General features: G+C 42.9%; 19 protein-coding genes. 7 read left to right on the top strand and 12 right to left on the bottom strand.

Annotated features, from left to right (window positions below; all coding sequences use genetic code 11):
* Positions 1-7 precede the first annotated feature (7 nt).
* Positions 8-394: a competence protein ComJ gene (locus AAZR19_RS11975; protein ID WP_041106618.1), complete on the top strand. Its 387-nt coding sequence runs from the start codon at positions 8-10 to the stop codon at positions 392-394.
* 1 nt (position 395) lies between these two features.
* On the opposite strand, the gene AAZR19_RS11980 is transcribed toward AAZR19_RS11975, so the two are convergent.
* Both AAZR19_RS11980 and AAZR19_RS11985 read right to left on the bottom strand, forming a co-directional pair.
* Complete coding sequence (locus AAZR19_RS11980; RefSeq protein WP_041106620.1) at positions 396-1,202, bottom strand: aminoglycoside N(3)-acetyltransferase; 807 nt, start codon at positions 1,200-1,202, stop codon at positions 396-398.
* A 28-nt stretch (positions 1,203-1,230) separates the two neighbouring features.
* The gene (locus AAZR19_RS11985; RefSeq protein ID WP_041106693.1) at positions 1,231-1,647 is read right to left on the bottom strand and encodes an Lrp/AsnC family transcriptional regulator; all 417 of its coding nucleotides are present in this window, start codon (positions 1,645-1,647) and stop codon (positions 1,231-1,233) included.
* A gap of 115 nt (positions 1,648-1,762) precedes the next feature.
* On the opposite strand from AAZR19_RS11985, the gene AAZR19_RS11990 reads away from it, so the two are divergent.
* The gene (locus tag AAZR19_RS11990) at positions 1,763-2,527 is read left to right on the top strand and encodes an MBL fold metallo-hydrolase (protein ID WP_041106622.1); all 765 of its coding nucleotides are present in this window, start codon (positions 1,763-1,765) and stop codon (positions 2,525-2,527) included.
* 44 nt (positions 2,528-2,571) lie between these two features.
* Here the strand turns inward: AAZR19_RS11990 and AAZR19_RS11995 are convergent, their stop codons facing one another.
* Positions 2,572-2,901 carry a YckD family protein gene (locus AAZR19_RS11995; RefSeq protein ID WP_024424311.1) on the bottom strand — a complete coding sequence of 110 codons (330 nt, stop codon included), beginning with the start codon at positions 2,899-2,901 and terminating at the stop codon, positions 2,572-2,574.
* 181 nt (positions 2,902-3,082) lie between these two features.
* On the opposite strand from AAZR19_RS11995, the gene AAZR19_RS12000 reads away from it, so the two are divergent.
* Together AAZR19_RS12000 and AAZR19_RS12005 are read left to right on the top strand one after the other, a co-directional pair.
* Positions 3,083-3,955, top strand: a complete 873-nt coding sequence (locus AAZR19_RS12000; RefSeq protein WP_024424312.1) for a transporter substrate-binding domain-containing protein — start codon at positions 3,083-3,085, stop codon at positions 3,953-3,955.
* Between the two features lie 12 nt (positions 3,956-3,967).
* Positions 3,968-4,645: an amino acid ABC transporter permease gene (locus tag AAZR19_RS12005; protein WP_034283291.1), complete on the top strand. Its 678-nt coding sequence runs from the start codon at positions 3,968-3,970 to the stop codon at positions 4,643-4,645.
* A 159-nt stretch (positions 4,646-4,804) separates the two neighbouring features.
* Here the strand turns inward: AAZR19_RS12005 and AAZR19_RS12010 are convergent, their stop codons facing one another.
* From AAZR19_RS12010 to AAZR19_RS12030, 5 genes are all read right to left on the bottom strand, one after another.
* On the bottom strand, positions 4,805-6,103 hold the full coding sequence (locus AAZR19_RS12010) for an arsenic transporter (RefSeq protein WP_034283290.1): 1,299 nt from the start codon (positions 6,101-6,103) through the stop codon (positions 4,805-4,807).
* 133 nt (positions 6,104-6,236) lie between these two features.
* Positions 6,237-7,469, bottom strand: a complete 1,233-nt coding sequence (locus AAZR19_RS12015) for a PucR family transcriptional regulator (protein WP_041106624.1) — start codon at positions 7,467-7,469, stop codon at positions 6,237-6,239.
* Positions 7,470-7,595: 126 nt separating this feature from the next.
* On the bottom strand, positions 7,596-9,143 hold the full coding sequence (pruA, locus tag AAZR19_RS12020; RefSeq protein ID WP_041106625.1) for an L-glutamate gamma-semialdehyde dehydrogenase: 1,548 nt from the start codon (positions 9,141-9,143) through the stop codon (positions 7,596-7,598).
* A 23-nt stretch (positions 9,144-9,166) separates the two neighbouring features.
* The gene (locus AAZR19_RS12025; protein WP_041106626.1) at positions 9,167-10,084 is read right to left on the bottom strand and encodes a proline dehydrogenase family protein; all 918 of its coding nucleotides are present in this window, start codon (positions 10,082-10,084) and stop codon (positions 9,167-9,169) included.
* Between the two features lie 161 nt (positions 10,085-10,245).
* Positions 10,246-11,016: a nucleotidyltransferase domain-containing protein gene (locus AAZR19_RS12030; protein WP_041106696.1), complete on the bottom strand. Its 771-nt coding sequence runs from the start codon at positions 11,014-11,016 to the stop codon at positions 10,246-10,248.
* 92 nt (positions 11,017-11,108) lie between these two features.
* Here AAZR19_RS12030 and AAZR19_RS12035 point away from each other — a divergent pair, with 92 nt between their 5' ends.
* Positions 11,109-11,423 carry a hypothetical protein gene (locus tag AAZR19_RS12035; protein ID WP_041106627.1) on the top strand — a complete coding sequence of 105 codons (315 nt, stop codon included), beginning with the start codon at positions 11,109-11,111 and terminating at the stop codon, positions 11,421-11,423.
* Between the two features lie 35 nt (positions 11,424-11,458).
* Here the strand turns inward: AAZR19_RS12035 and AAZR19_RS12040 are convergent, their stop codons facing one another.
* Positions 11,459-12,415, bottom strand: coding sequence for an acetylxylan esterase (locus AAZR19_RS12040; protein ID WP_041106628.1), 957 nt, complete (start codon positions 12,413-12,415; stop codon positions 11,459-11,461).
* 211 nt (positions 12,416-12,626) lie between these two features.
* On the opposite strand from AAZR19_RS12040, the gene AAZR19_RS12045 reads away from it, so the two are divergent.
* Positions 12,627-13,412, top strand: coding sequence for a carbon-nitrogen family hydrolase (locus tag AAZR19_RS12045; RefSeq protein ID WP_041106629.1), 786 nt, complete (start codon positions 12,627-12,629; stop codon positions 13,410-13,412).
* 238 nt (positions 13,413-13,650) lie between these two features.
* On the opposite strand, the gene AAZR19_RS12050 is transcribed toward AAZR19_RS12045, so the two are convergent.
* Positions 13,651-14,568: a LysR substrate-binding domain-containing protein gene (locus AAZR19_RS12050; RefSeq protein ID WP_041106630.1), complete on the bottom strand. Its 918-nt coding sequence runs from the start codon at positions 14,566-14,568 to the stop codon at positions 13,651-13,653.
* A gap of 116 nt (positions 14,569-14,684) precedes the next feature.
* On the opposite strand from AAZR19_RS12050, the gene AAZR19_RS12055 reads away from it, so the two are divergent.
* On the top strand, positions 14,685-15,458 hold the full coding sequence (locus AAZR19_RS12055; protein WP_041106631.1) for a class I SAM-dependent methyltransferase: 774 nt from the start codon (positions 14,685-14,687) through the stop codon (positions 15,456-15,458).
* A 222-nt stretch (positions 15,459-15,680) separates the two neighbouring features.
* Here the strand turns inward: AAZR19_RS12055 and AAZR19_RS12060 are convergent, their stop codons facing one another.
* Complete coding sequence (locus tag AAZR19_RS12060) at positions 15,681-17,057, bottom strand: MFS transporter (protein ID WP_041106632.1); 1,377 nt, start codon at positions 17,055-17,057, stop codon at positions 15,681-15,683.
* A 120-nt stretch (positions 17,058-17,177) separates the two neighbouring features.
* On the bottom strand, positions 17,178-18,185 hold the full coding sequence (locus AAZR19_RS12065; RefSeq protein ID WP_434703273.1) for a LacI family DNA-binding transcriptional regulator: 1,008 nt from the start codon (positions 18,183-18,185) through the stop codon (positions 17,178-17,180).
* Positions 18,186-18,220 lie beyond the last annotated feature (35 nt).

Here is an 18,220-nt window from a genome sequence, read left to right on the forward strand (position 1 = left end):
TTTTTATATGAATCATTTAAATCAAGCCTATTCTCTATCTATCTCCTACCACCAAATCACGGTATACACCGGAAGCGAAACACCACCTGTCATTGATTGGACAGATGAGGACATTCTTCAAGGATTTGCAACGGGAGATCAAGGAGTTTCCTTTGAAGGAATCAATAATGGAAAGGCGTCTATTATTGTGACATTAAATAGCGATGAGCCCCAAGTCTCGGTTGATAGAGCCATAACAGTTCCCTTTACGCTTACAAGTGATCAAGTTTATATCACAAGCGTCATGGCCCATGTGCTGTCTTTCTCCATTCCAAAAGGAAACTATCAGCTTACCTGCTACACCTCACAGCAGCCTGATCAAGACGTTTATTATGTAAATTTCCAAACAGTGTAGATTACGACTGATCGTATAGATCAAGCCACTTTTCCGCATAGTCTACCGATTCTCTCATGGGCAGTAAATATGAACTGGCAAGTCCAATTTGATTGTGCTGATGGATACCCCCTGATTTCAGAAAATCACGGCCAATGTGTTCAAATAGTTCTTCTCTTGTGATGATATCTTGGTACTCTTTCCATACCCTCCACCCATTCTCTAAAATAGGGGCTCCTCTTGTCATGAGGTCCTGCTGAGGGATTCGGTATTCAGCTAGATGAAAAGCTGTCATGCTCTCAAATGATGCACCAAGCAGCAGCACTTGAGCATGAAGATCATACATGCGGCCAAGAGGCGACTGCTCTCCTAATCCAAAGGAAAGTGCATGGTGTTTCAGAATTTCATTTTTTCTTTTCCCCCAGGCTGTGAATGAAAAATGGGGATGATTGCTTCTCGCCACGCCTGGGTATTTCCAAAATGTTTCCGCCACCTTTCCCATTGCTGCTGGCGTCGTGTAAGCTGGGTCAAATGCAGGCATTGTTTCTTTGATCGATTTCCACCATGAATAAGGAACAGGCGGATCGATCCAATCGGCGGGATCAGAAAGCTCTAACGTTTGTGCGGGCATAATCAGTGTCCCCTCTTCTGTTAAGGTTTCCATCAATGCTTGTACGACGGCTACAGCGCCTCCGTTTACCCAGCCGATTGATGATAAAGATGAATGAACACATAAAATCATGCCCTTTTTCACACCAAGTTGAACCAAGTCTGCTTTGATTCTTTCCTTTGTCATCGGTTCAGCTTGATTTTCGATTAATTTTTGCATCGTTCCTTTTCCTCCTGCGTCTCTTCTATTACTGATGAATGAGACGTTTAACCGCAATAGACAGTTTGTAATTTGCGTAAGTCGTCAGCTCCGTTAAAAACTGATCGAGTTCATCATGACTGGAGAAATGTCCTTCAGCCATATAACAGCCTTCACCACTTATTTTGAACAAATTCTTGATTTCTTCCTTTTTATAAAGAAACGACAGAAGTGGTTCATGATGATGACTACGGGTATAGAGCTGCAAAAAGGTTTGAATCGTCTTTTGTGTCTGCCAATCAATTGAAATGGTATATGCTTCAATCACGCCTTCTTCTTCTAGCTTTAACACCCGATTTGCAACAGCTTGGCCGGTTAAATGAACTTTTTCACCTAGAGCTTTCATCGTTAATCGGCTGTTCTTTGATAGTTCTTTTAAAATATTCATATCTGTTTGGTCTAGCATTGGCTCACCTCTTTCAAAAATCAAGCCCTTCTGCCAAAAGACTTTCATGATCCTCTGTCACGTAGAACTCTTTTAATATACTGTAAACTTAATCAGAAAAAAAGGAGGCCTTTTTATGAAAATTACACTCATTCGCAATGCTACTTTATACCTTCACTATGGTCATTCAACTTTTTTAATCGATCCCTTTTTAGCAGCAAAAGGAACATATCCACCGTTCCCTCATACAGCCAATCAACATTTGAACAATCCTATTGTGGATCTTCCTGTAAATATAGATTTAGACAGTCTGTTACACCCAGATGCTGTCTTACTCTCTCATTTACATGTGGACCACTTTGACGACGCGGCCAAAAGGAAATTAGCTCAGGATCAACCAATTTATACTCAATCGGAGAAGGATCGAAAAGAAGTTGAAGAAGCTGGATTTCAGCATGTCACATGTATTGAAGATGAAATGGACATTTGCGGCGTTCATATTAAACGTACAGGCGGACAGCATGGGACGGGAGAAACGGCGAAGCGGATGGGCCAGGTGAGCGGTTTTGTTTTCTCTCACCCTGATGAACCTACCCTTTATATTGCAGGTGATACCATTTGGTGTGATGAACCGAAAGAGGTTGTGAATACAAGCAAGCCAGACGTCATTGTGGTCAATAGCGGTGCTGCTCAATTTTTAGAAGGCGATCCGATTACAATGACCAAGGAAGAGATTCTAGACGTTCACCGTTCTCAGCCAAAAGCTCAAATTGTCGTCTGTCATCTTGAAGCAGTGAATCATTGCTTGTTAACAAGAGCTGCTTTAGAGGCTTACATTCAAGAGCATCATGCAGATCAAGCCATTTTTGTCCCTCAAGATGGGGAAAGTCTCACATTCTGATCAACAATAAAAAAACCGGCACTTCGCTGCCGGTTTCATCATTATCATGGGCGATGGTGCTGTGGTTTTTTCAGCAATGGAACAAATCCATTCTTTTTCAAATGAGTGTAATGCTCATCCATTCGTTTCGTGATGTGTGTGCCTTGTTCCTTTGTTAACACGCCGTACTGTACATATTTCTCAATGACTTCTTTTCGCTTAGAAAGAATTTGCTGTTCAAGGATTTCAATTTGTTTTTGTTGTTCTGCTGTTAATTTCACTTGGTGTGTCACCGGGCGCTTTTCCATTTGAGGTGTTTCTCCATGAGCCGTTTCTATATGAAAACCAAATAACAGCATCATCGACAAGATGATCAAACTACTTATTTTTTTCATCATTGTTGTTCCCTCCTTTATTCGCCTTTATTTTGCGCTCGCTTTCCTTTTTTATACATTATTTCAACACGCAAATTGCTTATAATATTCTTACTTTTTCACTTTTCTTCTGAAAACGTTGTCCTTACAGAAAAAGCGTGCTATGTTTTGTTTTGTATAAAAAATAGAGGAGGATTCTTAAATGAGTCGTTTTTATCATAAAAAACCTATATGGATCATGCTTGTTGTATCTGCTTTCATTCTTATCATGTCTGCTTGCAGCCAATCAGGCTCATCTCAATCTGAAGACACAAAGTGGGATCAGATTAAAAAGAAAGGGAAAATCGTGGTTGCAACTTCAGGCACCCTTTATCCAACTTCTTATCATGATACTTCTAATGGCAAGGATCAATTAACTGGCTATGAAGTAGAAGTCGTCAAAGAAGCGTTTAAACGTCTTGATGTGAAAGTAGAATTTAAAGAAATGGGCTATGATGGGATGCTGAGCGCCATTAATTCTGGTCAAGTGGATGCCGCTGCAAATGATATCGACATCACAGATGACAGAAAAGACAAGTTTGCCTTTTCAACCCCTTATAAATATTCCTACGGAACGGCTATCGTTCGGAAAGATGATTTATCTGGCATTAAAACTTTAAAAGATTTAAAAGGAAAGAAAGCAGCAGGGGCTGCCACAACGATTTATATGGATGTTGCTCGTAAGTACGGTGCAAAGGAAGTCATTTATGATAATGCGACAAACGAGCAATACTTAAAGGATGTTGCAAACGGCCGTACAGATGTCATTCTAAATGATTATTACTTGCAGACACTGGCTCTTGCTGCATTTCCTAAATTAAATATTACAATTCACCCTGACTTGAAATACATGCCGAATGAACAAGGTTTTGTTATGAAGAAGGACAACAAAGAGCTTCAAAAAGAATTGAATCGTGTATTAGGCGACATGAAAAAAGACGGAACAATGAAAAAGATTTCTGAGAAATTCTTTAATCATGCAGACGTCTCTAAGAAAATTGATGCTGATGTCGAAGATGTCGACATTTCCAAATAAGGAGCCGCAATCGTGGGAGATATTCATTTAGAATATATATTTAATCCTGCACTGGCAAAGGCGTCATTTCCATTTGTTATGAAAGGCATCTGGCTGACGCTGCTCATTTCCTTTGTGAGCATGTTCTTTGGTACCATTCTTGGCTTTTTTATCGCTCTTGCCAGGATGGCGAATTCATGGATTCTTCGGCTGCCTGCACGACTGTATATCTCATTCATGCGAGGCGTGCCCATTCTAGTGATTTTGTTTATTCTCTATTTTGGGTTCCCCTATATCGGCATTGAGTTCACAGCGGTCACTGCCGCCATTATTGGGTTCAGCTTTAATAGTGCTGCCTATATTGCAGAAATTAACCGGGCGGCCCTCTCCTCTGTTCCAAGTGGACAGGTGGAAGCTGCTAAATCATTAGGTCTCAGCTATTGGCAAACGATGCGTGGTGTCATTTTGCCTCAATCCGTCCGCATCGCCCTGCCGCCATTGACCAATGTCATGCTCGATTTAATCAAAGCTTCCTCACTGGCAGCAATGATTACTGTACCAGAGCTCTTCCAGCAAGCAAAAATTGTAGGCGGACGAGAATTTGATTATATGACCATGTATATTTTGGTCGCACTCATTTACTGGGGCATTTGCAGTGTCGTCTCATTGCTTCAGGACTTTTTAGAAAAACGCTATGCGAAATATCTGTAGCAAAAAAAAGAGCAGATCTCATGGATCTGCTCTTTTTCAGCGTGATAGAAAACCTTTGCAGCCCTAGAAAGGGCGAGTACCGGAGCGGAGCGAATTTGACATTCGTGAGCACCGGAGCGCAGACCTGAGGGCGAATGCGAGGGTTTGTCTACACGATGATTAATGAATAAGCCATAACCACACATACAACCCGAGTAAAGTGAGAATCAAGGTTGGGATGGTCAGGATGATTCCGGCTTTCATGTACGCCCCCCAAGAGATATGGACGCCTTTTTTCTTTAAGACATGAAGCCACAGCAATGTCGCCAATGAGCCGATTGGGGTCATTTTCGGTCCAAGGTTGGAGCCGATGACATTGGCATAAATCAATCCGTCTCTCATGACACCTGCTGTATCTGTATGTCCAATGGCAATCGCATCAATTAAAACGGTCGGCAGATTGTTCATCACAGAGGACAGCACTGCGGCAAGCACGCCCATAAACATCGTTCCTGCAAGCAAGCCATGTGATGCTCCTTGCTGGATCCATGCCGCCAATATTTCTGTAAGACCGACATTTTTCAGTCCATATACGACGACATACATACCGATCGAGAAAAACACAATGGACCACGGCGCTTCTTTGATCACTCGCTTTGTCGCCACTTGCGGACTTCTTCTCGCCAGCCACAAGAAAGCAAGGGCAATTCCGCCTACAATGATGGACACTGGAATACCGATCAGCTCCCCCGCAAAATAACCAACAAGCAGACAGCCGAGCACATACCAAGACAAACGGAACATACGGATATCTCGAATAGCTGACGCCGGTTCCTTTGCCTGTGACAGATCGTAGGTTTTTGGGATAAGCTTTCGGTAAAATACATACAGAACCAGCATGCTCGCTCCAAGCGACACAAGGTTTGGCACGAACATATTCGCTGTATATTCTAGAAAACCAATATGAAAATAGTCGGCTGATACGATATTGACCAGGTTACTAATGACAAATGGCAAGGAGGTTGTGTCTGCAATAAAGCCGCTTGCCATCACAAAAGGCAGCACCATGCGCTCATCCAGCTTCAACGCTCTCACCACAGATAAAACGATTGGGGTCAAAATCAGTGCCGCTCCATCGTTGGCAAAAAAAGCAGCCACAACAGCGCCGAGCAATGTTAAGTAAATAAACATGCGGACACCGTTGCCTCTTGCGGCTTTTGCCATATGCAGTGCAGCCCATTCAAAAAAACCGATCTCATCTAAAATTAACGAAATGATAATAATGCCAATAAAGGCAAAGGTGGCGTTCCATACAATTTGCGTGACTTCCCACACATCGCCCAGATGAACGACGCCAAAGGCAAGTGCAAGAATGGCGCCTCCACATGCTGACCATCCTATGGTGACACGTCCTGGCTGCCAAATGACAAGGACGAGGGTCATGATGAAAATCAAAATGGCTAAGGTGACTGATCCCAAAGGTGGCCCCCCTTTCACTTTTCTCATAAAATCTTTATCTATCATACAACGAAATGCATCAGTTGTATGCCATTTTCGCATGTCACATGAAAACCCGCAGGTGATCCCGTGCACCTGCGGATTCCATCATGTATTATTGATCTTTTTTCATCAGCATCAATTCAATAAATAACTCACATCGCTGGCTAAAATGACTTAAGTCGATCGAGGTCATGTCAAAAATTTGTTTCATTCGATAGTTTAATGTATTTTGATGAATAAACAACTGCTCCGCAGCTGGCTTTAGCTTGCAGTTATTCAATAAGTAGACTTCCAGCGTTTTTAAAAACGAGGTTTGACTCTCGCGGTCTTTTTCCTTCAAGCGTAACAAATCTGGATTGAAGTCGTTTTTCTTTTTTTGATGGCTGTAAATAGAGTCTAAAAACCGGAAGACCCCTAAATTCTCATAATCATATGGAATCAGTTCTTGTCCTCCGACAATTTTTACTGCCTTGACGACCTCTATCGCTTCAAATCGACTTGTACTCATTTTCATGACATCACGATACTCTCTTCCCATCCCAATATACAAAGGGGAAGGATGTGCATGCGTTTTCGATTGCAGATGTGCGATGACATCAGCGGCAGTCGCTTTCGGTGAGTGCCGGTCTGACAGGCTGCCTAATATAACGACAATATCTGCTTGAACCGAATAGACGTGATTCACTTTATCCTCTAGCTGCAAATACGTTCGAATGACATCCTTCACATCTTCTGCCGTCTCACTTTTGTTATCTGCAGCGTGCACGACCATGACGGTAAATACGGCTGGCAGTGGAATGCTTAAGTTCTCAGCCTCCCATTTCAGCTCTTCTTCTGTATAAAAATGATCATCCATGACCTTTTTGAAAAACTCTTCAATCTTGCCTTCCTTTTTCTCAAGCTGTTTCTTATTCTTATAAATCACTTTTCCAACCTGAAAGGAAGCTTCGTGTAAAAATTGCAGCTCCTCCTGAGAGAGGGAGTCCTCAATGTCCTGCACCCAAATAAAGCCTACTACCTCTTGTTTATGCTTGGCGCTCACAGCCACCCGCCGATTAAATCCGAGCTCGTCATGACCGCTCACATAAAAAGGCTTTGATTCCGCGAAAAGCCGCTCAATTACCCCTGTTTTCTTTAACCAATCGACCACAGACCCCGGACATTCCTTTGAGAAAATCGTTTGCTGATTGACTGGGTCAAACTGCTGAATGCTGTAAGAATTATAAGCAAGGAGCTGACACTCTGTGCTTTCTAAAATGACTGGTTTTTTTAAATAGCCGCTAATAAATGCAATTAATTTATCGACATCAAAAAATGTATGAAGCTTTTCTAATATCTCTTCCATCCCGATTGCTCCCTGATTAAGTGATACATTTATCATACTTCTTTCCAGTCAGATTTGTATAGAAACAAGTCGCAGGCAGGCAAAAAAAGCATGAACCCGTCAGTGCAGGTTCATGCTTTTTCCATATTAAAACATTTCACTAATCGTTTTTGCCTGCATGTGCAGAGCTAGGTAATCTGGACCGCCTGCTTTTGAATCCGTTCCTGACATTTTGAAGCCGCCGAATGGGTGGTAACCAACGATGGCACCTGTGCAGTTACGGTTAAAGTAAAGGTTCCCTACATGGAACTCCTGCTTCGCACGGTTGATGTGATCACGATTATTCGTAATGACAGCACCTGTTAAACCGTATTCTGTGTTGTTGGCTACCTCAAGTGCCTCATCAAAGCTAGATACTTTCGAGAAAGCCAAGACTGGTCCAAAGATTTCTTCTTGCATTAAACGGGAAGTTGGCTCAAGATCTGCAAAAATGGTCGGGTGGATAAAGTATCCTTCCGAATCATCACTCGTTCCTCCAGTGACTAAGCGGCCTTCCTGTTTGCCAACCTCAATATAATCCGTGATCTTGTCAAAGGACGCTTGATCAATGACAGGTCCCATGTAAACATCCGCAGAAAGTGGATTGGCTGTTGTTTTCGTTTCTGTGATTTCCTTCACTCGCTCAACCACTTGGTCATACAGCTTCTCGTGGACGACAGCCCGAGATCCAGCTGAACATTTCTGACCTGAAAATCCGAAGGCTGATGTGAAAATGGCATTAGCCGCTAATTCAACATCTGCATCCTCATCAACAACCACTGTATCCTTACCGCCCATTTCAGCAATGACACGTTTTAAATGCTGCTGTCCTGGCTGCACTTTTGCCGCGCGTTCAAAGATACGTGTCCCTACTTCTCTTGATCCAGTGAATGTAATCAGACTTGTTTTCGGATGATCTACTAAGTAATCCCCGACCTCTGCTCCGCTTCCTGGTACAAAGTTGACAACACCCTTTGGAAGACCGGCTTGCTCAAGCTCCTCCACAAAACGGGCTGCAATGACAGGCGTCGCACTTGCTGGTTTTAAAACAACTGTATTCCCAGTGACGATTGGGGCTACTGTTGTTCCTGCCATGATCGCAAACAAGAAGTTCCACGGCGGAATCACGAGCGTCACGCCAGTTGGTGTGTAAACATATTGATTGCGTTCGCCTTCGCGGCTGTTCACTGGTTTGCCTTTCGCCAGCTCCAGCATTTGACGGGCATAATATTCTAGGAAGTCAATCGCTTCTGCTGTATCTGCATCCGCTTCATTCCAAGGCTTACCTGCTTCTTTGACAAGAAGGGCTGAATACTCATGCTTTTTACGGCGAATGCTTGCCGCAGCTCTGAATAATACGCCAGCTCTTTCTTCTGGAGACGTGTAGCGCCATGTTTCGAATGCTTTCGCTGCTGCTTGAACCGCTTGTTCTGCCTCTTCCTTGCCGGCCTTCGATACGGTTCCAACCACTTCATCCTTTTTCGCTGGATTGATCGAAACAATCTTGTCTTTCGTTTCAATTCTTTCTCCATTAATCACGAGCGGATAGGATTGACCAAGTGATTCTGTTACTTTAGCTAATGCTTGTTCAAACGCTTTGCGGTTTTCTTCCTGGCTAAAATCCGTGAATGGTTCATGCTTGTAAGGTGTTGTCATTTTTGTCACGCTCCCGTTTCAAATTATTTTCTCGTCATCCCTTTTAGAGCAAAGGCAATGTTTGCCGGCCGTTCTGCAAGACGTCTCATGTAGTAGCCATACCACTCTCGTCCATACGGAGTATAGACCCTCATTTGATAGCCTTCTTTCACAAGTGCCTGCTGCGTTTCTGATCTCATGCCGTACAGCATTTGAAATTCGAACTGACTTGTCTGTATATTGTGTTTTTTCACAATATTTTTCGTAAACTCAATCATTCGATCGTCATGTGTCGCAATGGCTGTATAGTTCCCTGAGAGCAATTGCTTCTCGATCAGCTTTTGATAATTCTGATCGACGTCTTTTTTGTTTGGATACGCCACTTCGGCGGATTCCTTATAGGCACCCTTTACAAGTCTTAAAAATGGCTGCAGCTCATTTAGGTTATCAAGATCCTTTTCTGTTCTGTACAAATACGCCTGCAAGACCGTACTGACATACTCATATTGAGATTTCATCTCTTTAAAAATGTCCAGCGTTTTTTGACAGCGCTGTTCATCCTCCATATCGATTGTCACCATGATACGGTGCTTCTCTGCCGTATCTAAGATACGTTTCATATTGCGATACACAAGGTCATCGTCAATATCCAGGCCAAGTGATGTCATTTTGAGTGACACGTGGGAATTGAGTCCCGCCTCAGCAATCCGCTGAATGGTTTGTATACACTCAGTCGTCCGCTCATTTGCAATCTCTGCCTTTGTGACAAACTCACCAAGGTGATCAACTGTCACGGCCATTCCTTGTTCATTTAATCGTTTGATGACAGGGATGGCACTCTCAAAGTCCTTCCCTCCGATGATTTTCTTAGATGCAACAGCACTTCCCCAATTACGAGCAATATGGTTCAAGAGACTGCTCTTTGACAAAAACAAGAAGAAATTTCTTGTGACCGACTCCATAAAGGGCACCTCCCACTCTTTGTAAGCTATGTCTTTATTGTAAAGCTCATAAGCTGTCCGCTACAATATTTGAAGATGACAAAAATTCTGACTTTTTTTGTGGTTTTATCACAATAAGAGATAAAAAAGAGCCTGCCGCGATCCGGCTGGCTCTTCCCTGCTTACGCCCACACCTCATCAAGGGTAGACTGCAGCAGCTCATTTAATTCTTGCATCAGGTTGTCTTTCGGCTGATTGTAGCTTTTCACCAATTCATCAAATCGCGCGAGCTCTTTGTCGATAAATGGATGGACATAAGCGAGGCGGTTCTCTACATCCATTTCTTCTCCGTCCATTTTTCGTTTGAGCAGCTCATGGATTTCCGCTAAAAGCGGTCCTTCCTCCACTAGGTCCTCGAGCAGTTCATGAAAGTCCATCGGCGGAACCGTCCGGTAGCGTTCAATCCACTGGCAGGCAAGCAGCGGACGAAGTACATAAAAATACTTCTTGATTCGCACCTGCTCTCCTCGTAAATGCCGGCTTTCATTCCGCTTCGCCATATTGATGTAATGATACATCAATGCTGCAGGATAAAACGCTCGATCCTTTAATTCTCTTAGCTGCTTTGCCAATGAATAGGATTCAGCATAGATGATGTCAGAAGACAGCCATTCCATGATGGACGGATTCGATTTATTGAATAAGCGAAGTGCCTTTCTAAGCTCCCAGCCGCTGATATCAAGCACATCATCAATCGGCCGTTCAATGACATCACGATGTTCTTCCATCGCCCAATACCATTCTTTTCGAGGAACATATAAAAAGCGAACATCGTAATCACTATCAGTCGAGGGGAATCCCCATGCTCTGCTGCCTGATTCGACCGCAAGACAAATTTTTACGTCATACGTTTCTTCGATGATTTTCAGCTCTTCCTTGATTCTCTCTCTCATCATCCATCAACTCTTTCTATAGAAATCTGCATGACTTCTTCACGTTTTGGTAAAATACGAATAAGACATATATGAAAAAGGAGTTGGATCTCATGTCTATATCTCGCATCATGAAATGGATCACCGGGATTTTTGAAGCCTGTCTTGCCATCCCTGTCATCGGAGGACTATTTATTATTAGCAATGGTTATACACCGCTCATGGTCATGCTTATTCTGCATATTATCACACTCGTCTTATCGAAGCGAGACCAAGGACCAATGATTGGCAGCATCATTGGGATTATCACATCCTGCCTCGCCTGGATTCCGATACTCGGATTCATCCTTCATATCATCACAGCTCTTGCCCTTATTATCACCGCGTTAGTACCTGATGAAAAAACGAGACAAAATACGAGTTATTAAAAAAGAGGCCCTCCTAGAGCGGCCTCTTTGTTCTTTTATTTGAGCAAATACTTTTGTAAGAAGGAGAGCTTCTCTGTTTGAAAAGCCGGGATAAACTCGTGTCCAAAATAGCGATATACCTTCAGGTCTTTATCTGCTTCTAAATGGTTGTATGCCGCAAACACAGTAGATGGCGGGGTAATTTTGTCAATCAGACCGATCGCCATCAATGTTGGCTGTTTCACCCATCCAGCTAAATTGATTAAGTCAAAATAGCTTAATGTCTCAAATGCCTTTTCTTCCACTTCCGGGTCACTATTTCTCCGAAAGTACGAATTGATTTCTAAATAAGGCTGCTCCAAAGCCACATCCACTGCACGCTCAAAGTTTGATAAGTAAGGGTAATCTGCCACGACGACCTTCGGAATATCTGAAAGTGCTGCAGCTGCTACCGCTAATGCGCCTCCCTGGCTTCCACCAATTACGCCGATCCGGTGTTTATCCACTTCAGGGAAGGACTGAATGACTTCGAGTGCACGAACCGCATCTAAATAAACACCGCGATAATAGTAGGTCTCTTTTGATAAAATACCTTTTGTCATCCACCCCAAAGCGTGACCGCCTGGTGTCACTGTCTGATCTTCACTGCCGCCTTGACCGCGGACGAGCATACCAAATGTTGCATAGCCGTGGAGCGCCCAGTTGACGATGTCGTGAATGCCGCCGTCATAGCTGGCATTATAGCCATGAAAACGAACGAGCGCTGGATGCGGGCCAGTTTGATCAGGTACAGCATAAAAGCCTTCAATTTTAGAATGTCCAAAGCTTTGATATGTCAGGCGGTACACCTTGACGCCTTTCACTGGATAGTCATAAGGTTCAAGTGATGACTCTGCCTCCACTTGGCGCAGTTCTTCGAGTGATTTCTTCCAAAAATCTGAGAAATCAGAACGTGCTGTTTTCTTTGGTTTATATTTTTTTAACTCTTCAAGTGGTAAATCGAACAATTGCATATCCGAGTATCCCCCTTTGTTTTATTCATTATATGTATCATAACACCGATTTCTTGAGTTAGAAAGCTATTTAACAAAACCTTCTGACATTTCTATTGGCAAAGATGATGGAAACCTTTATGATAAAGAAACTGGCCTTGAAGACTAAAATAAACCATTACATACATTCATGATTTTCACATGACATATAGCAAATAAAGGAGGAACTCGTATGAAAATCGCCCTTGTCCAAATGGACGTACAAATTGGAGAACCTGAAGTGAATTTTAAAAAAGCAGCAGCGTTTTTAGAAGAAGCGGTCCGCGAGCAGCCTGATTTGATCATTTTACCCGAAATGTGGAATACCGGCTACGCCCTTGAGCAAGCCGATCAGCTTGCGGATGTAAACGGTGAACGCACAAAACAGCTCTTCTCCTCCTTTGCCCGCAAGCACCAAGTGTATCTCATCGCAGGCAGTGTTTTAAATAAGCGGACAGAAGATGAAAACATCACCAACACAATGTATGTCTTTAACCGCCAAGGTGAGCTTTTGTTAGATTATGATAAAATTCATTTATTCCGCTTAATGGATGAGCATAACTATTTAACCGCTGGTGATCAGCTTGGTTTATTTGACTATGGTGAAGATGTAACGATTGGTGCGATGATCTGCTATGACCTCCGCTTCCCGCAGCTTTCCAGAACACTTGTGAACAAAGGAGCGAAGGTGCTCGTCAATACGGCGCAATGGCCGTCAGCAAGAGTGGACCATTGGCGCAGCCTGCTCATCGCAAGAGCGATTGAAAACCAGTCATTTATGATTGCTGTTAACAGAACAGGCACAAGCAGAGACACGGCATTCCCTGGACACTCTATGGTAATTGATCCACTCGGCCGCATCCTGCTTGAAACAAACGATGACGAAGATATTTATTATGCGGAAATTGATCTTCAGCTAGTGGATGAAGTCAGACAGCAAATTCCGGTTATGACGGATCAGCGTCTCGACTTATATTAAAAAGCAGGGTGCTCCCCTGCTTTCAGCGTGTAGACAAACCCTCGCATTCGGTGTCAGGTCTGCGCTTCGGTGCTCACGAATGTCAAATTCGCTCCGGTGCTCGTCCTTCCTAGACTGCAAAGGTTTTCTATCACGCTGAAAAGAAGACAAAGGGCTAAAATCAAGATCATTTTAGCCCTTTGTCACCAATCTTAAAGCAGGGTGCTCCCCTGCTTTTTGCGTTTAATTAAACGTTTGTTTAAGCTTCCCCTTGATCCTGATAAAGGTCCATGAAGGCTTGAGCGGCTTTCGTTAAATACCTTTCTTCCACATATGCAAACACAAGTGTGCGGGTGGGGCATGAATCAATGTTTAAATAAATGACCCCGTTCCTATCCTCTTGTGCCACCATTTTCGGCACAACGGTCACACCTAGTTCGTTTTTGACCAATGCCTGTGCTGTTTGAATATGACTTGTTTCAAAAGCCGCTTTTGGCTGAAAACCGTGATGACGGCACAGCTCCATGACCACTTGCCGAAAACCGTATCCCTCTTTCAGCATAATAAATGGGGTACCTTCAAGAAGTTGAAAGGGAACGATTCCGTGACCGGACTCTTTTTGCCCTGCTTGCATGATGATCTCGTTCAATTCCTCTGATAACCAAGGCTGAGCAGCTTGCGGAACTGCAAGAAGGAGCGGCTCTGTCAGCATTTGTTTCGTTTTCAATGATTCATGCTCGACAGGCATAGATAAAATAGCCAAATCCAGTTTTCCAGCCAATAGACGTTTTTCGAGCTCACGAGGAGACTCTTCTATCAGTTGAACGTGAACATGAGGATACGTTTGACAAAAGGTTTTTAATAAACCGGGCAAGACATATCCCCCAGTCACTGCTGGCGCTCCAATGTTCAGCTCTTTCCCGATTTCATAAGCTGCTTCTCCCATTTCACGCAGCAAATCATCTCTTTCCTTCAAAATATTCTCAGCCCTTTTAATGAATCGTCTCCCTTGAGGTGTAGGCGTTACTTGTCCATACTTTCGAATAAATAGCGGTGTGTCTAATTCCTCTTCCAGCTTCTTCATTTGCTGGCTTAAAGAAGGCTGTGCAATATGAAGTTGATCCGCTGCTTTTGTAAAGCTTTGCTGCCGGTACACTTCAATGACATATTCCATCATTCGTATATCCACTTTCATCACCTCATAGGTTTTAACTATCCGTGTCATATCTTTTATGTCTTAGACAAATAACAGAAGGAATTCTACGATAAAGAGACCACAAAGGGGGAAAAGAAATGAATCCATATGCTAAAGCCGAGAACCAATTTTCACAAAATGCCGAGAACTATCGAGATTCACCTATATTTGCAGCCGGAGAAGAACTGGAGTGGATGAAAACAACAGCAAATGCGAAGGGACATGAGCATTTACTTGATATTGGCTGCGCGGCAGGACATACCGTTTTTTCCTTTTCAGACGTTATCTCTAAAGGGATCGGCATTGATGTCACGCAAAGAATGATCGAGGTTGCAGCAGCACTTGCGGAAGAACGCCACCTGAACCACATTACTTTTGAGCAGGCAGCCGCAGAAGCATTGCCCTTCTCTGATGAATCATTTGATTTAGTGACGTGCCGTTTTGCTGCTCACCACTTTCCAAACCTTCAGGCAGCCATGTCTGAAATCAGCCGAGTCTTAAAAAAAGGCGGCCAATTTCTGCTCGTTGATCATTATGCACCTGAAAACACTGCACAGGATTCATTTATTAATCACTTAAATAGACTGAGAGACCCTTCTCATGTGCGGGAAAGCTCGTTATCAGAATGGAAACAGCTCTTCGCTGACAACCAATTGACTCAGAAAGAGATTCGTTACTGGGATCTGCATATTGATTATCAGGACTGGATTATACGTGGACGCACACCAGAGAACATTCAAAAGGAGATCGTTTCCCATCTTCAAGCCGCAGACCCTGACACAAAGCAGCTGTTTCAGCTTCAATTCGATGCACAGCATCAGCCCATTTCCTTCTGTTTAAAAGCTGCACTGCTTCAAGGAATCAAGCATTGAACTGATAGAAAAAGTCTACCATCGTCGGTAGACTTTTTTATTTCAAATATACATCTTCACTGTCTCACAGGTGGCTTTTCATGTTCGTGACACGTCTCTCCTCACGACTAGATCATGTTTCTATTATATGATAAATGAATAGAGATAGGTGAGGCATTTTAGATTCTCTGAATAAAAAAGAACCTACCCTCTTTGGAATAAGTTCTTTACTGCATGCGTAACTTACGGTGCAATATCCTCTAATACTTTCTCGCGCGTTTCTATCATTTTAAAAGCAAGAATTGCTCCCACTACCGTCACACTTGCAAAAAGAATAAAAATAGTTGAAACACCGCTTACCTCTAAAATAAAGCCTATCATAATAGGAGCGATCGCTGAGGCCAGTCTAAGCCACGCTGTAGCAAATGCCGTTCCAATCACCCTCATACGTGTCGGATAAATTTCAGGTGTATATAGATAGAGGAGAACTGTAATTGTCCCCATCATTCCGTAAGCAGCAGACCCTAAATAGATGACGCTTTCTGGTGAAGTCGCTCCGCTGATCCATAAAGCCGTTAATAACACACCTGTTAATACAAATGCAATGGTTGCCCAGCGCTTCCGTCCCACTTTATCAATTAAAAATGCACAAGCGAATACCCCTACGGTCTGTAAAATATTTGTGAGAGATGCTGCCCTTAATGAATCTCCGACTGGCAAATGGTAAACAGTATTATAAAGACTCGGTAACCAGTTATTTAAACCATTCGATACAAAGTAGGCAGAAAACCATAGTCCCCATACGACCAATGTTCTTTTACGGTAAAAAGTTGAAAATAGCTCTTTCCAGTCGCCTTTTTCAGTACTGCTGGATACTTGATTTGCGACAGGCATTCGTTTGTCAGTACTCGCTTCAATTTCTTCAATAATTTTTTCGGCTTCATCTAACCTGCCTTTCGAAATAAGCCACCTTGGCGATTCACGCAGCATGAAAAAGAATACAAAGACGATTAAACCTCCAATGCCTCCAATCAAGAACATCCATTTCCACCCAAAGCTAGGTACGACGAATGCGCCAATTTGAGCTGAGATCATTAATCCTAATGGAAAAATCATCTCATAAAGCATAAAAAATCTGCCTCTTCCTTGGGCTCGGGACAACTCATTAATATATGAAGCTGCTACCGGCACCTCTCCTCCAACTCCAATCCCTTGTATAAAGCGGAAAATAAAAAGGGCCATAAAATTACCTGAAAATACACATGCGATACTCATAATAGACATGAGGAACACTGTCCACTTTGCACTAAATACACGGCCGCGCCTTTCTGCTAACCACCCAAAGAAAATAGCACCAACCGCTTGTCCTATATAACCAGACCCAATAAGAAGGCCAATTTGAGCAGGTGATAAATTCCACATGCCGATGAGGACCGGGAGAACAAACGCTAAAGATAGCGCATCAAAAGCATCAAAAAAGGTAGCAGATCCCATAATGATCCGAGGTTTTAAATGCCACCTCGAAAAAGGTACACTTTCCATCCTGGTCAATAGTTGTGAAGCTCTATCAACAACTTGCCCACCTTGAGAATTTGAATTTCCGCTGAGTTCTAACGTCATGGTATCTCCTCCTTATTAGAGGAAATGATGCAAAAGTACATGCCGAAGAGCACTGAAGAAATCGCTTACATTTTAAATCAAGAGAAATTCTGCAGCGTTCATACGAGTTTTCAGCATCTATCAAATCTTCTTTGGCGTTCCCGTGGTGCCCCGATCTATATAATACATAGGGAAGATATGTTCCATCGCCTCTAACTGTTCCCCTTCTAATAACTGTGTTAGTAAAGAAACAGCTTTTCTTCCCATTCCAACTAAATCAACATGAACAGAAGATAAAGAAGGGGTTAGAAAACTTGCAATGGGCACATCATCAGCACCAACGACAGACAAATCATGAGGTATTGACACATTTGCGTTTTCTGCCGCTTTCATGACCCCTATCGCCAAAAAATCTGAAGAGCAAACAACTCCAGTCATGTGCTGGTTTCCTTGGAGAAATTGAGAAACCACTTCTACTACTTTTCCCCCATCAAATTCATCTAACTCAAACACAAGCTCTTTGTTCATTGTTAATCCTAAACGTTTCAGTGTGCGCTCATACCCCTTGTAATACCTTACACTATGCATCGAACTCATTGGACCATTGACCAGCCCAATGGTTCGATGTCCTCTATCAAATAAGGCCGTTACAGATTGACAAACACCTTCTTCATCATCTGGCCTGACACATGGAAATGGTGAATCCTCTAAGTAACTTCCGACAACGATAATGGGAATAGCCAAACTTTTTAACCAATCTATGCTCAATTCTTCATTTCTTGGAGAAAATAAAATGGCACCATCTACAGCCTGCGTCTCAAGTAACCGCTGCTGCTGCACAGATGTAAATGACATCAGCATATTGAATTCGGTCTCATCTAATTCCTTCGCTATTCCATCTAAAATCGTTGAAAAAAATGGATTATTCAAAATATATGAACCGCGAGGAACCACTACAGCGATATTCCCAGTCTTTCTTTTCACGAGCCCTCTCGCTCCTAAATTAGGGCGGTAGCCTAACTCAGCAATCACTTGTTTGATTCTTTCAGCCGTTTGAGCACCTACTCCTGGTTTACCACTCAATACTCGGGAAACAGAGGCGATAGACACTCCTGCTTTTAATGCTACATCTTTAATACTTACTGACACATTTCATACCTCCGGGAGTCTGTTGTTTTATACCT

The organism is Bacillus sp. Je.9.29.b (assembly GCF_051129925.1).
GTDB lineage: Bacteria > Bacillota > Bacilli > Bacillales > Bacillaceae > Bacillus > Bacillus safensis.

What these genes read in the sequence shown, in the direction of transcription:
- AAZR19_RS11975 (WP_041106618.1), top strand. Translation starts at nt 8, where the DNA reads ATGAATCATTTAAATCAAGCCTATTCTCTATCTATCTCCTACCACCAA.
- AAZR19_RS11980 (WP_041106620.1), bottom strand. Translation starts at nt 1,202, where the DNA reads ATGCAAAAATTAATCGAAAATCAAGCTGAACCGATGACAAAGGAAAGA.
- AAZR19_RS11985 (WP_041106693.1), bottom strand. Translation starts at nt 1,647, where the DNA reads ATGCTAGACCAAACAGATATGAATATTTTAAAAGAACTATCAAAGAAC.
- AAZR19_RS11990 (WP_041106622.1), top strand. Translation starts at nt 1,763, where the DNA reads ATGAAAATTACACTCATTCGCAATGCTACTTTATACCTTCACTATGGT.
- AAZR19_RS11995 (WP_024424311.1), bottom strand. Translation starts at nt 2,901, where the DNA reads ATGAAAAAAATAAGTAGTTTGATCATCTTGTCGATGATGCTGTTATTT.
- AAZR19_RS12000 (WP_024424312.1), top strand. Translation starts at nt 3,083, where the DNA reads ATGAGTCGTTTTTATCATAAAAAACCTATATGGATCATGCTTGTTGTA.
- AAZR19_RS12015 (WP_041106624.1), bottom strand. Translation starts at nt 7,469, where the DNA reads ATGGAAGAGATATTAGAAAAGCTTCATACATTTTTTGATGTCGATAAA.
- pruA (WP_041106625.1), bottom strand. Translation starts at nt 9,143, where the DNA reads ATGACAACACCTTACAAGCATGAACCATTCACGGATTTTAGCCAGGAA.
- AAZR19_RS12025 (WP_041106626.1), bottom strand. Translation starts at nt 10,084, where the DNA reads ATGGAGTCGGTCACAAGAAATTTCTTCTTGTTTTTGTCAAAGAGCAGT.
- AAZR19_RS12030 (WP_041106696.1), bottom strand. Translation starts at nt 11,016, where the DNA reads ATGAGAGAGAGAATCAAGGAAGAGCTGAAAATCATCGAAGAAACGTAT.
- AAZR19_RS12035 (WP_041106627.1), top strand. Translation starts at nt 11,109, where the DNA reads ATGTCTATATCTCGCATCATGAAATGGATCACCGGGATTTTTGAAGCC.
- AAZR19_RS12040 (WP_041106628.1), bottom strand. Translation starts at nt 12,415, where the DNA reads ATGCAATTGTTCGATTTACCACTTGAAGAGTTAAAAAAATATAAACCA.
- AAZR19_RS12045 (WP_041106629.1), top strand. Translation starts at nt 12,627, where the DNA reads ATGAAAATCGCCCTTGTCCAAATGGACGTACAAATTGGAGAACCTGAA.
- AAZR19_RS12050 (WP_041106630.1), bottom strand. Translation starts at nt 14,568, where the DNA reads ATGATGGAATATGTCATTGAAGTGTACCGGCAGCAAAGCTTTACAAAA.
- AAZR19_RS12055 (WP_041106631.1), top strand. Translation starts at nt 14,685, where the DNA reads ATGAATCCATATGCTAAAGCCGAGAACCAATTTTCACAAAATGCCGAG.
- AAZR19_RS12060 (WP_041106632.1), bottom strand. Translation starts at nt 17,057, where the DNA reads ATGACGTTAGAACTCAGCGGAAATTCAAATTCTCAAGGTGGGCAAGTT.